The sequence below is a fragment of the Bradyrhizobium sp. LA6.8 genome, from assembly GCF_040547935.1.
Taxonomy (GTDB): Bacteria; Pseudomonadota; Alphaproteobacteria; order Rhizobiales; family Xanthobacteraceae; genus Bradyrhizobium; species Bradyrhizobium barranii.
This window is the reverse complement of the sequence record NZ_JBEPQQ010000008.1, coordinates 117,616-130,848: the sequence shown is the minus strand read 5'-3', so window position 1 is coordinate 130,848 and position 13,233 is coordinate 117,616. Positions and strand designations below refer to the sequence as shown.

The following is a 13,233-nucleotide window of genomic DNA, read 5'->3' as shown; positions in this document are numbered from 1 at the left end:
TCATTGCCAGTCACTTAGCGGAAGCGTCGCCGTTGCTAGCGATCAGGTTTCCGAAAAGTAGCTCTGCAGGGTACGAACCTCAAGGTCCCCGCCCAGATAGGCGCGGATGCCCTGCGCGGCCGCCACGGCCCCGGAAAGAGTGGTGTAATACGGCACTTTATGCAAGAGGGCCGCGCGCCGCAGCGAGCGGCTGTCGGCGAGCGCCTGCGGGCCCTCGGTGGTGTTGAGGACGAGCTGGACGTCGCCATTGGTGATGGCATCGACGATGTGCGGCCGTCCCTCAAGCACCTTGTTGACCCTCTCGGTCGGGATGCCCTGATCGGTCAGGAAGCGCGCCGTGCCCGATGTCGCCAGCACCTTGAAGCCGAGCGAATGCAATTCGCGAACGGCCTCGGCGATGCGCGTCTTGTCGCTCTCGCGAACCGAGACGAACACCGTGCCCTTGCGCGGCACCCGCGTGCCGCCGCCGAGCTGACTCTTGGCAAAGGCTATCGCGAAGGAGCTGTCGATGCCCATGACCTCGCCGGTCGAGCGCATCTCGGGGCCGAGCACCGTGTCGACGCCGGGGAAGCGGGCGAACGGAAACACCGATTCCTTCACGCCGACATGCTTGAAGTCCGCCTTCTTCAGCTTGAAGTCGGCGAGCTTCTCGCCGGCCATGATGCGCGCTGCGATCTTGGCGACCGGCGTGCCGACCACCTTGGCGACGAAGGGCACCGTGCGCGAGGCGCGCGGATTGACTTCGAGCACATAGATCTCGCCGTCCTTGATCGCGTACTGCACATTCATCAGGCCGACGACGTCGAGGCCGAGCGCCAGCTCACGCGTCTGCCGCTCCAGCTCCTCGATCATCCTGGCATCGAGCGAGTGCGGCGGCAGCGAGCAGGCGCTGTCACCGGAATGGATGCCGGCTTCCTCGATGTGCTCCATGATGCCGACGATGAAGGTGTCCTTGCCGTCGCAGAGGCAGTCGACGTCGATCTCCGTTGCATCTGAGAGATAGCGGTCGAACAGCAGTGGGTTCTTGCCGAGCACGGTGTTGATCTGCCCGGTCTTGTCGTTCGGGTAGCGTGCCTTGACGTCGGCCGGCACCAGCTCCGGCAGCGTGCCGAGCAAATAGTCGCTGAGCTGGTTCTCCTCGCGGATGATCTGCATCGCGCGGCCGCCGAGCACGTAGGACGGGCGCACCACCAGCGGCAGGCCGAGATCGGTTGCGACCAGGCGCGCCTGCTCGACCGAATAGGCGATGCCGTTCTTCGGCTGCTTCAGCCGGAGCTTGTCGAGCACGCGCTTGAAGCGGTCGCGGTCTTCGGCAAGGTCGATGGCGTCGGGCGAGGTGCCGAGGATCGGCACTTCGGCAGCTTCCAGCGCACGCGCCAGCTTCAGCGGGGTCTGGCCGCCGAACTGCACGATCACGCCGTGCAGCGTGCCGTTGGTGCGCTCCTTCGCGATGATCTCCAGCACGTCTTCGGCGGTGAGCGGCTCGAAATAGAGCCGGTCGGCGGTGTCGTAGTCGGTCGACACCGTCTCGGGGTTGCAGTTGACCATGATGGATTCGTAGCCGGCGTCATGCAGTGCGAAGCAGGCGTGACAGCAGCAATAGTCGAACTCGATGCCCTGGCCGATACGATTGGGCCCGCCGCCGAGGATGATGACCTTCTTCTTGTCCGACGGCGAGCTCTCGTCCGCGGGCGCGCCCGCAAACAGCGCCTCGTAGGTCGAATACATGTAGGCGGTCGGCGAGGCGAACTCGGCCGCGCAAGTGTCGATGCGCTTGTAGACAGGACGGACGTCGAGCGCGTGGCGCTTCGCTGTCACCTCGGCCTCCGTCGACGCCACCAGCACGGCAAGCCGCGCATCGGAGAAGCCCATGGCCTTGAGCGTACGCATGCCGAAGGCGTTGCCCGGCAGGCCGTTCTTCCGGACCTTCTCCTCCATGTCGACGATGCCGCGCATCTCGCCGAGGAACCACGGATCGATCTTGCAGGAGTTGAAGATGTCCTCGTTCGACCAGCCGAGCCGCATGGCCTGGGCGACCTGCAGCAGCCGGTTCGGCGTCGGCGTGCCGAGCGCGGCGCGGATCGCGTTCTTGTCGTCGTGCTGGCCCAGCCCCTCGATCTCGATCTCGTCGAGCCCGGTCAGGCCGGTCTCGAGTCCGCGCAGCGCCTTCTGCAGGCTCTCCTGGAAGGTACGGCCGATCGCCATCACTTCGCCGACCGACTTCATCGACGTGGTCAGCGTGGTCGATGCGCCCGGGAATTTCTCGAAGGCGAAGCGCGGAATCTTGGTGACGACGTAGTCGATGGTCGGCTCGAACGAGGCCGGCGTCGCGCCGCCGGTGATGTCGTTGGCGATCTCGTCCAGCGTGTAGCCGACCGCGAGCTTGGCGGCGACCTTGGCGATCGGGAAGCCGGTGGCCTTGGAGGCCAGTGCGGACGACCGCGACACGCGCGGATTCATCTCGATCACGACCATGCGGCCGTCTTCGGGATTGACGCCGAACTGCACGTTGGAGCCGCCGGTCTCGACGCCGATCTCGCGCAGCACCGCGAGTGAGGCGTCGCGCATGATCTGGTATTCCTTGTCGGTCAGCGTCAGCGCCGGCGCGACCGTGATGGAATCGCCCGTGTGCACGCCCATCGGATCGAGGTTCTCGATCGAGCAGACAATGATGCAATTGTCTTTCTTGTCGCGCACGACCTCCATCTCGTACTCTTTCCAGCCGAGCACGGATTCTTCGATCAGCACTTCGTTGGTCGGAGACGCATCCAGGCCGCGCTCGATAATGTCGAGGAACTCTTCCTTGTTGTAGGCAATGCCGCCGCCGGTGCCGCCCATCGTGAAGGAGGGACGGATGATCGCGGGCAGGCCGATCTCGGACAGCGCCATCAGCGCCTGGCCGAGCGCATATTCCTGGTAGCGCTTGCGGCGGTCGCTTTCGCCGAGCACCCATTGCCGTTCGTGTTCCTCGAGGGCGGCACCCGACAGCTTCTCGCGTTCGGCCCGGTGCTTGTCGCGGAAGGACTTCTTCAACTCGGACGCGTTGGCAAGCCGCGACTTCGGCGTCTCAAGCCCGATCTTGGTCATGGCCTCGCGGAACAGCTGACGGTCTTCCGCCTTGTCGATCGCATCCGCGGTCGCGCCGATCATCTCGACGTCGAACTTTTCCAGCGTGCCCTGCCGGCGCAGCGACAGCGCGCAGTTCAGCGCGGTCTGTCCGCCCATGGTCGGCAGCAGCGCGAAGCCGCCGGGAATGACGTGACGTTCCTTCTCGATGATTTTTGCGACGATCTCGGGCGTGATCGGCTCGATATAGGTCGCATCGGCCAATTCCGGATCGGTCATGATGGTGGCCGGATTGGAATTGACGAGGACGATGCGATAGCCCTCTTCCTTCAGCGTCTTCACCGCTTGCGTGCCCGAATAGTCGAACTCGCAGGCCTGGCCGATCACGATGGGACCAGCGCCGATGATCAGGATGGTGGTGATGTCTGTACGTTTGGGCATCAACTCTCGCCGAAGTGGATTTTGGGCACAAAAAAAGGGCGCGCTTGCCGCGCGTCCCCTTGAGCCGAGAGCGCGGGGTCTCCCCTCGCGCGCGGGTGGGTCTTAGACCAGTTTTCGGGGCGGCGAAACCCCGAAAAACGCCCATCAACCGGCAATTTTGACGGGTTTTGGCCGTGCCTGCCAGCCACGGGCGAGATGCACCAGCAGCGAGGCCGCAACGCTCGATCCGCCGATCCAGCCAAGGTCGGTTGGCGAGAGGGTGGCCAGCACCGCGCCGCCCAGGGCCCCGCCGATGGCGAAGCCGAGATACATGGCGGAGGCGTTGAGCGAGAGTGCGATCATCGAGGCCTGCGGCTCGATCCGGATGATGCTGGCGATCTGAGCCGGATAGAACGCCCAGCCCGAGATGCCCCAGAGGAAGATCGCGCCCAGCACCGCATAATGCGCCTGTCCGGGCATCAACTTCAGGACCAGCGAATGCAGGATCAGGGCGCTCGCCATGCCGGCGAGCCCAAGGCCTGCGGTGGCGAGCGCGCCGAGCCGGTCGGCCAGGACACCGCCCAGCATGTTCCCGATGGCGGCGGCGCCGCCGAACACCAGCAGCGCGAGGCTGATCTGCGCGGCGTCGAAGCCGAGGCCGTGCAACGGGACCGCGAAATAGGTGAACACAGTGAAGCCGCCGACCGCCCATAAGATGGTGATCAGAAGCGCGATCACGACATTGCTGTGACGCGCCACCGCGAGCCGTTCGCTGAGCGAGGCGGTGTTGCGCGGCAGGCCGCGGGGCAGGCCAAGCAGCAGGCCGGCAAGCGCAACCGCGCCGATCAGGGCCACCATGGCAAAGGTCGCGCGCCAGCCGAGCAGGCTGCCGACGAGATTGCCGAGCGGGACGCCGATCACGGTCGCAACCGTGAGGCCCGAGGTGACCAGCGCCACCGCGCGGCCGCGCCGTTCGGGCGCGGCGACGGCCACCGATACGGCGAGCGCGGTCGGCATGCACAGTCCGGAGCCCAGCGCCATCAGCATGCGGGAGGCCAGCAGCAGGGCGTAGCTGGAAGCCGCCGTCGCGACGAGATTTCCGGCGATGAAGGTCGATAGCGCCACGGCCAGCACGGTGCGGCGGTCGATATTGTTCAACGTCACCGCCAGGATCGGCGAACCCACCGCATAGGTGAGGGCGTAGGCGGTGACCAATTGGCCGGCGGCAGGGACGGAAATCGAAAGATCGGCGGCGATCGACGGCAAAAGCCCTGCAATGACAAAGCCTTCGGTACCAATCGCGAAGGCCGCGAGAGCCAGCCAGAACACGCTCATTGGACGATATCCCTATGTTCAACGTTTGTTGAACTATTGAATGCGAGGATCGAGAAGTCAATTGGTTCAAGAACTATTGAACATCACGGTCAGTTTGCTATGATTCCGAACCATGAGCCGCACGCCCCTTCATCCCACCCGCGAGCAGATCGAGCTGCCGATGGTTCTGGATTGCCTCAGCGATCCGATCCGGTTGGCCATCGTCTATCAGCTCGCCCAGCAGGAACGTGTCAGCAGCGAACTCTGCTGTGGCGACTTCAGCGGCCTTTCCGGCAAATCCAACCTCGCCTACCACTTCGCTAAGCTGCGCGAATGCGGCCTGATGCTGACGCGCGTGGCGGGCACCAACCGCTTCATGCGGCTCCGCCGCGAGGATCTGGACGCACGCTTTCCGGGGCTGCTCGATGCTGTGCTCAGCTCCGCAGCCAAGGATGCCGACCGGCTTCAGCTCCTGTCGGAGTGCGAAACGGTTGAAATGGATTGAAGTTTGCGAGTTTTCGAGAATTCGCTTTGGGCGGTCCGTCGAAGCGTGCCCGTCTTCGGGCTTCGCCGAGGCAGCCTTCGCACGATACGGCTTGCCTAGCCGAAGCTGGCGGAGCCAGCGAAGGCTGGAGACCCGGCCTGGATTTGAACCAGGATGAAGAGCGTTGCACCGCCCTCGCGTAGACGCTTCCGCCACCGGGCCGCGACGATCTTTACCTATCGGCGTGTGACAAGCCACCTCGGGCAGTCATTATGCTTAACGGACCAGAGGCGGCCGCGCGATGAAGGTCATGCGCCAGCGATTATGGCCGATATTGGTGTGGGCGCGCTGGACAGCGAAGCCGGCCGCGGTCAGCTTGGCGACGATCTCGTCCTCGCTATAGCGCTGAAGCCCGATGCGCGTGCGCAGATGACGGTAATCTGACAGCGCGGTGCTGATCAGCCCGATCAGCGCGTCCTTCAGGAAGCCGTGGCGCAGGCCGAAGCTGAGCAGCGCCATCACATCCCTGAACATGCCGACATTGGGCTGCAAGATATCTCCGAGCACGAGCTTGCCGGACGGGGTCAGCAATCGCCGGATGTTGACAAGCGCGGCGTCGAGCTCGTCCGGCGTCATGTATTGCGCGACCGAGTTCATCACCGCGAGGTCGATCGACTGGTCCTGCATTTTGCGGACGTCGTCGAGTGAGCGGACGCGGATCCTGGTGTTCGGGGCAAATCGCGCGATCAGCCGGCCACGCACGCCGGGGGCGGGCTCGGCGAGAATCAGCTTGCCGCAGGCCGCGGCCACCTGGCTCGCCGACAGCGCCTCGCCGCAGGCATAGTCGAGCACGGTCGCCTCGGGCGATGAGATGTAGCCGATGATGTCCCGCGCGATGATCTGGAAGTGCAAGTCGCGATGCAGCTTGCTGACATAGATCGTATGCGTGGAGTCGTAATAATCGATCCAATCGTCCATGGTATTTCGTAGGTCCCGGCCAATCGGTTCCTGTCAAGGAACCGGCGCTGCCCGCCTTGCGTTAGGGGTGCGACGGCGCGCCGTCAATGTCCGCGTCCTAACAGGAAGGTTTCCCGTGAGCAAAGCCCCCACCAAGGTCTCGCCCGATCTCGATACCCCCACCGATCTGTCGCCCGATGGGGTCAAGAAGGTCTCGGAGGCGCTCAACGTGCTTCTGGCCGATGCATTTGCGCTCTATCTGAAGACCAAGAATTTCCACTGGCACATCAGCGGCCGGCATTTCCGCGACTATCATCTGCTGCTCGACGAGCAGTCCGACCAGATCTTCGCCACCACCGACCAGCTCGCCGAACGCGTCCGCAAGATCGGCGGCACCACGCTGAAGTCGATCGGCCAGGTCGCCAAACTCCAGACCATCAAGGACAACAACGAGGACTATGTCCCGCCGCGCGAGATGCTGCGCGAGCTGATGCAGGACAACAAGCACGTCGCGAGCGCGATGCGTAAGGCACACGAGGTTTGCGACGACGCCGGCGATGTCGCCAGCGCCAGCATCCTCGAAAACTTCATCGACGAGACCGAGCGCCGGACCTGGTTCCTGTTCGAGGCCACCCGCCAGGAAGGCGGCAACGAGGCGTAGGGGGTACGCGACTGCGTAGGGTGGGCAAAGGCGCGCTTCTTGCGCGCCGTGCCCACCATCTATCCTTGCGGCTTGAACTGATCGGTGGGCACGCTCCGCTTTGCCCACCCTACGGCGTCGCGCTTATGGCTGGCTCCACAGCCGCATCAACGCCCCATCCTTCCCCGTCACCGGATCAGCCGGCGGTAGCGCGACTTTCGGAATCGTCTTCAGCGCTTCGGTGTGGTTCTTGGCCGTTGCCCGCGTCACCACCATCTTCGATCCCGGCGGATAAGCGCCGATCACGCAGAAATCGCTGCTCGCCTCGATGCACTGATGTCCTGTGCCGGCGGGGAGGATCGCGACGTCGCCTGCCTTGATCTCCAGTTCCTGGCCATGATCGCCGCCGAAGCGCACGCGGGCACTGCCACGCGCGACGCCGAGCACCTCATGCACCGTCGCGTGATAGTGCAGATAGTCGTAGACGCCGTTGCGCCACGTGCCGCCCCAGTTGTTCGCTTCGAACAGGTTTTCGATGGTCTCCTCGGGACGCCTGGAATCGAGCTTCACCGCACCCTGATAGACCAGGAAGGGAAGGATGTTGTTCGGCACGAGCCCGTCATCTTCGAACACGATGGCGCGTGGCTCGGCATTGTCGCGGACAACGGACATGGCAGGGCTCCTGCGTGAGCGTAGCAGGAATCAACGAGGGGCGTGAGACGACGTTCCTTGCGTCCAGGCGAACCGCAGCGTCGAGCCCGGAATGACAAGAGCCCGGGTCAAGGCCCGGGCTCGATGTCGTCAAGGCAATTGCAGGAGAGCCGGCGTTACGCGCTCTTCTTCTGTCGCATCAGGTCCGCGAAGCGCTGGAACAGATAGTGCGAGTCGCGCGGGCCCGGCGAGGCCTCTGGGTGGTACTGCACCGAGAACACCGGCTTGCCGTCGAGCTGGATGCCGCAATTGGATCCGTCGAACAGCGAGATGTGGGTCTGCGTCGCGCCCTTCGGCAGTGTCGCCTCGTCCACCGCAAAGCCATGGTTCATCGAGGTGATCTCGACCTTGCCGGTGGTCTCGTCCTTCACGGGATGATTGGCGCCGTGATGGCCCTGATGCATCTTCTTGGTCTTGGCGCCGACGGCAAGGCCGAGCATCTGGTGACCGAGGCAGATGCCGAACGTCGGTGTGCCCGACTTGATCACGTCCCGGATCACCGGCACTGCGTATTTGCCCGTCGCGGCCGGATCGCCGGGGCCGTTGGACAGGAACACGCCGTCCGGCTTCATCGCCAGAATGTCTTCCGATGAGGTCGTCGCCGGCACCACCGTCACCTTGCAGCCGACGCCGGCGAGCAGGCGCAGGATGTTGCGCTTGATGCCGTAGTCGATGGCGACGACGTTGAACTCGGGCTTGTCCTGGCGGCCAAAACCCTTGTCCCACAGCCAGGGCGTCTCGTCCCAGGTGAAGCGCTGGCCCGAGGTGACCATCGGCACGAGGTCCATGCCCTCGAGGCCCGGCCATTCGCGCGCTTCTTCCTTCATGCCATGCAGGTCGAACTCGCCGTTCTTGGAATGCGCGATCACGGCGTTGGGCATGCCCTTGCTGCGGATCAGCGCGGTCAATGCGCGGGTGTCGATGCCGGACAGGCCGATGATGCCGCGGGCCTTGAGCCAGGCGTCGAGATGCTTGGTGGCGCGGTAGTTCGAGGGATCGGTGATCGCGGTGCGCAGGATCACGCCGCGCGCGCCGGGCGTCGCGGCCATGTTCACCGTCTCGATGTCTTCCTCGTTGGTACCGACATTGCCGATATGCGGGAAGGTGAAGGTGATGAGCTGGCCGGCATAGGAGGGATCGGTGAGGATCTCCTCATAGCCGGTCATCGCGGTGTTGAAGCAGACTTCACCGACGGCATGGCCTTCGGCGCCGAGACCGAAGCCTTCGAGCACCGTGCCATCGGCGAGCACGAGGAGCGCGGTCGGTTTGTGGTCCGGCCAGGCGGTATCGTTGTCATGTTGTGTCATGAGCCCGGTTCATAGTCCGGGCCGGCGCCGCCGTCAAAGCGGACGAGCGCCGATTCACATGCGTTTTTGCATATTTGACAGGTCTCCTCAGGCACTTAAGCTTGGCAGAATAATTTCCGCCAATTTCCCGGGCTTGCGAGGCAATAATGGACCAGACCACCCCGCTTCTGCTGGTTCCGGGGTTGGCCTCTTCGGCCCGGATCTACGCCCCGGTGGTCCCCGCGCTCTGGCGGTTCGGCCCGGTGATGATTGCCAACCATATCCGCGACGACAGCATGGCGGCGATCGCCCGGCGCGTGCTGAGCGAGGCCCCGCCGCGCTTTGCGCTCGCCGGCCACTCCATGGGCGGCTATATCGCGCTCGAGATCATGCGCCAGGCGCCCGAGCGGGTTTTGAAGCTCGCGCTGATCAACACCCAGGCCCGGCCCGATACACCGGAAGCGACCGCGCGCCGCCGCGGCCTGATGGAACGGGCGAGGCGCGGCGAGTTGAGCGCGGCGCGCGAGGAGATGTTTCCGGAGCTGGTGCATCCCTCGCGCCGCGACGATGTCGGCATTCGAAAGCTCGTGCATGAGCAGGGCGAGGACGTCGGGGTCGAAGGCTATCTGCGGCAGCAGACCGCGATCATTGCGCGGGTGGATTCACGGCCGACGCTGGCGACGATCAAATGCCCGACGCTGGTGCTGACAGGCGATCAGGACAACACGATTCCGAACGCGTTCTCCAAGGAGATGGCGGAGGGCATAGCGGGCGCGAGGCTGGTGATCCTCGAGCGTTGCGGGCATCTGCCGCAGCCGGAGCAGCCCGAGGCGACGACGCGGGCGCTGGTCGAATGGCTGGGGGCCCCGGTTGTCTCGGGGCCGCGAACGGCCTAGATCAGGCGTCGGATATTCGAAGGGATCACGATCATGCTGCGCGACGACATCAACAACGCGGTCAAGGAGGCCATGAAGGCCAAGGACGAGCGTAAGCTGTCCACCCTGCGCATGGTCAATTCGACCATCAAGAACGCCGACATCGAGGCGCGCGGCAACGGCAAGCCGCCGCTGTCGGACGCCGACCTGCTCGGCGTCTTTCAGAAGATGATCAAGCAGCGCCAGGAGTCGGTCGAGCTCTACGACAAGGGCGGCCGTGCCGAACTCGCCGCCCAGGAGCGCGAGGAGATCGCGGTGATCTCGGCCTATCTGCCGAAGCAGATGTCGGACGACGAAGTGAAGAAGGCGATCGCGGATGCGATCGCCGAGACGGGCGCTGCCGGCATGAAGGACATGGGCAAGGTGATCGCGGTGTTGCGCGCGAAGTACGCCGGCCAAATGGATTTCGGCAAGGCCAGCGGTTTGGTGAAGGCGGCGCTGACAGGCTAGCTTCTTCCCTCTCCCGCAAGGGGAGAAGGTGCATCTTTGATGCCGCGTCAGTTCGGTCTACTCTCTCCCGATAGATAAATCGGGGGCAACCGATGACCGGCGCCATCAAACCGTTTCGCATCGCCATCAGCGACGACATTCTCACCGACCTCAAATCCCGCCTCGCCCGCACGCGCTGGCCGGAGGCGGAGCTGGTCGACGACTGGAGCCAGGGCGCGCCGCTGAAATGGATCCAGGAGATCTGCGCCTACTGGGCCACCAGCTATGACTGGCGCGCCCGCGAGGCCAAGCTCAACCGCTTCGACCAGTTCACCGCCGAGATCGACGGGCTCGACATCCACTTCCTGCATGCGCGCTCGAAGGAGCCGTCCGCACTGCCGCTAATCATCACCCATGGCTGGCCAGGGTCGATTGTCGAATTCCAGAAGGTGATCGCGCCGCTGGTCGATCCGGCCGCGCATGGCGGTAATCCCGCGGATGCGTTTCACGTGGTGTGTCCGTCGCTGCCGGGCTTTGGCTTCTCCGCCAAGCCAAAGACCACCGGCTGGGGCGTCGACCGCATCGCCGCGACCTGGGCGAAGCTGATGGACCGGCTCGGCTACGCGCGCTACGGCGCGCAGGGCGGCGACTGGGGCTCGGCGGTGACGACATCGCTGGGCGCACAGGACGCCGAGCACTGCGCCGGCATCCACATCACGCTCGCCTTCAACGCGGCGCCGAAGGTCGAGGGCGAGCCGACGGCGGAAGAGATGCGCGCGCTCGCCGGCCTGAAGCATTATGTCGATCTCGATTCCGGCTATTCCAAGCAGCAATCGACGCGGCCGCAGACGCTCGGCTATGGTCTGACGGATTCGCCGAGCGGGCAGGCGGCCTGGATTTTGGAAAAATTCTGGGCCTGGACCGATTGCGACGGCCATCCCGAGAACATTTTTGACAAGGACGAGCTGCTCGACAACGTCATGCTCTATTGGGCGACGGAGACGGCGACCTCCTCCGCACGGCTCTACTGGGAGAGTTTTGGCAAGCGCCGCACCACGCCCAAAGTCAACGTGCCGACCGGCGTGGCCGTGTTCCCCAAGGAGATCATCACGCCGGTCAGGCGCTGGATGGAGCCGAACTTTCCTAACATCACGCACTGGAGCGAGATGGAGAAGGGCGGGCATTTCGCCGCATTCGAGCAGCCGGAGCTGTATGTTGGCGACGTCAGGAAATTCTTCCAGACGGTGCGCCGTTAGGGGATGCCTCCGCATCGTCATGCCCGGGCTTGTCCCGGGCACCCACGCGCATAAACTCAGGTCCAAACAAGAACGTGGATGGCCGGGACAAGCCCGGCCGTGACGACGCTGCCGGGAAACGACCATGCTGACCGAAGCCGCAACCTACGACGAGCTCTATCGTAACTTCCGCTGGGACGTCCCGGCGCGCTTCAACATGGCGGAAGCGTGCTGCGACCGCCATGCCGACGGCACGGGCCGCCTCGCGCTGCTCTATGTCGACGAGAACGGCGCAACCACGCGCACCTCGTTCGACGAGGTTGCGGAGATGTCGCGCCGCTTCGCCAATGTGCTGAAGGCCGATGGGCTCGTGCGCGGCGACCGTGTCGCGGTGTTCCTGTCGCAGTCGCTGGAGCTGCCGATCGCGCATATGGCCGCGTTCCGATCCGGGCTGATCTCGATCCCGCTGTTCGCGCTGTTCGGCGAGGACGCGCTGGAATTCCGCCTGTCGAATTCGCAAGCAAGAGCCATCATCACTGATGAGGCGGGCTGGGAGAAGCTCACGAAGGTCCGCGATCGGCTGCCCTATCTGCAGGACATCTATATCACGAGCGGCGCGGTCCATGCCGGCGCAAAACCGTTCTGGCCGGCGATCGAAACCGCGTCCGAGGACTTTGCGACCGTCGACACCTCCGCCGACGACCCTGCCCTGATCATCTACACGTCAGGCACGACGGGCAATCCGAAGGGCGCGCTGCATGCGCATCGCGTCGTGCTCGGCCACTTGCCGAATGTCGAGATGTGTCACAACTTCCTGCCGCGCCCCGGCGATCTGATGTGGACGCCGGCGGACTGGGCGTGGATCGGCGGCCTCGTCAACGGCCTGTTCGCGTTCTGGTATCACGGCATCCCCCTGGTCGGTCACCGCGCGCGAAAGTTTGAGCCGCAGGCGGCAATGGAGATGATGGCCGACCTCGGTGTCCGCAACGTCTTCCTGCCGCCGACCGCGCTGAAGCTAATGCGGCAGGCCGGCGTGAAGCATCCGGGCGTCAAGCTGCGCAGCATTTTCACCGGCGGTGAATCGCTCGGCGGCGAGCTGCTCGGCTGGGTGCGCGAGACGTTTGGCATCGATGCGCATGAGGTGTTCGGTCAGACCGAGTGCAACCTCGTGATCGGCAGCAACTCCAACCTGTTTCCGATCCGCCCGGGGTCGATGGGCAAGGCGACGCCGGGCTTCGACGTCCGCATCGTCAACGACAAGGGCGAGGAACTGCCGACGGGGCAGCGCGGCATCATCGGCGTGCGCCAGCCATGCCCGTGCACGATGCTCGAATACTGGCGCAATCCGGACGCGACGGCGAAGAAATATGCCGGCGAATTCCTGCTGACTGGCGATCTCGGTACCCGGGATGAGGACGGCTATTTCTGGTATGTCAGCCGCGAGGACGACGTCATCACCACAGCCGGCTATCGCGTCGGCCCGTCCGAGATCGAGCACACGCTGATGAAGCATCCGTCGGTGGCGATGGCGGCGGTGGTCGGCATCCCCGATCCGATCCGCACCGAATCGATCAAGGCCTGGATCGTGCTGCGTCCCGGCTTCGCGGCAAGCGACACGCTCGCGCGCGAGATCCAGGAGTTCGTGAAGGTGCAACTCGCCGCGCACGAATATCCGCGCTTCGTCGAGTTCGCAGAGACACTGCCGATGACGGCGACGGGCAAGGTGCTGCGGCGCGAGCTGCGGGCGCGGGGTTAG

11 protein-coding genes and 1 tRNA gene are annotated in these 13,233 nt (G+C 64.6%); 6 read left to right on the top strand and 6 right to left on the bottom strand.

All coding sequences use genetic code 11. The annotated features are described in order from the left end of the window. Positions 1-42: 42 nt before the first annotated feature. Together carB and ABIA90_RS32275 are read right to left on the bottom strand one after the other, a co-directional pair. The gene (gene carB, locus ABIA90_RS32280) at positions 43-3,507 is read right to left on the bottom strand and encodes a carbamoyl-phosphate synthase large subunit (protein ID WP_354121142.1); all 3,465 of its coding nucleotides are present in this window, start codon (positions 3,505-3,507) and stop codon (positions 43-45) included. 144 nt (positions 3,508-3,651) lie between these two features. After that, positions 3,652-4,821 carry an MFS transporter gene (locus ABIA90_RS32275; RefSeq protein ID WP_354121143.1) on the bottom strand — a complete coding sequence of 390 codons (1,170 nt, stop codon included), beginning with the start codon at positions 4,819-4,821 and terminating at the stop codon, positions 3,652-3,654. A gap of 112 nt (positions 4,822-4,933) precedes the next feature. Between ABIA90_RS32275 and ABIA90_RS32270 the strand changes: the two genes are divergently transcribed. Next, positions 4,934-5,305: an ArsR/SmtB family transcription factor gene (locus ABIA90_RS32270; protein ID WP_354121144.1), complete on the top strand. Its 372-nt coding sequence runs from the start codon at positions 4,934-4,936 to the stop codon at positions 5,303-5,305. Between the two features lie 125 nt (positions 5,306-5,430). On the opposite strand, the gene ABIA90_RS32265 is transcribed toward ABIA90_RS32270, so the two are convergent. Then, positions 5,431-5,506, bottom strand: a tRNA-OTHER gene (locus ABIA90_RS32265). 54 nt (positions 5,507-5,560) lie between these two features. Then, positions 5,561-6,262: a class I SAM-dependent methyltransferase gene (locus ABIA90_RS32260; protein ID WP_231143628.1), complete on the bottom strand. Its 702-nt coding sequence runs from the start codon at positions 6,260-6,262 to the stop codon at positions 5,561-5,563. A gap of 115 nt (positions 6,263-6,377) precedes the next feature. Between ABIA90_RS32260 and ABIA90_RS32255 the strand changes: the two genes are divergently transcribed. After that, positions 6,378-6,902, top strand: a complete 525-nt coding sequence (locus tag ABIA90_RS32255) for a Dps family protein (RefSeq protein WP_063985503.1) — start codon at positions 6,378-6,380, stop codon at positions 6,900-6,902. 123 nt (positions 6,903-7,025) lie between these two features. Here the strand turns inward: ABIA90_RS32255 and ABIA90_RS32250 are convergent, their stop codons facing one another. Both ABIA90_RS32250 and carA read right to left on the bottom strand, forming a co-directional pair. Next, positions 7,026-7,553, bottom strand: a complete 528-nt coding sequence (locus ABIA90_RS32250) for a cupin domain-containing protein (RefSeq protein ID WP_354121145.1) — start codon at positions 7,551-7,553, stop codon at positions 7,026-7,028. Positions 7,554-7,708: 155 nt separating this feature from the next. Next, complete coding sequence (gene carA / locus ABIA90_RS32245; protein WP_354121146.1) at positions 7,709-8,899, bottom strand: glutamine-hydrolyzing carbamoyl-phosphate synthase small subunit; 1,191 nt, start codon at positions 8,897-8,899, stop codon at positions 7,709-7,711. Between the two features lie 146 nt (positions 8,900-9,045). On the opposite strand from carA, the gene ABIA90_RS32240 reads away from it, so the two are divergent. From ABIA90_RS32240 to ABIA90_RS32225, 4 genes are all read left to right on the top strand, one after another. Beyond that, on the top strand, positions 9,046-9,774 hold the full coding sequence (locus ABIA90_RS32240; protein ID WP_354121147.1) for an alpha/beta fold hydrolase: 729 nt from the start codon (positions 9,046-9,048) through the stop codon (positions 9,772-9,774). 33 nt (positions 9,775-9,807) lie between these two features. Then, on the top strand, positions 9,808-10,263 hold the full coding sequence (locus ABIA90_RS32235) for a GatB/YqeY domain-containing protein (protein WP_028150679.1): 456 nt from the start codon (positions 9,808-9,810) through the stop codon (positions 10,261-10,263). A gap of 92 nt (positions 10,264-10,355) precedes the next feature. Next, a complete protein-coding gene (locus tag ABIA90_RS32230) occupies positions 10,356-11,498 on the top strand; it encodes an epoxide hydrolase family protein (protein WP_354121148.1) in 1,143 nt (380 codons plus the stop codon). A 124-nt stretch (positions 11,499-11,622) separates the two neighbouring features. Then, a complete protein-coding gene (locus ABIA90_RS32225; RefSeq protein ID WP_354121149.1) occupies positions 11,623-13,233 on the top strand; it encodes an acyl-CoA synthetase in 1,611 nt (536 codons plus the stop codon).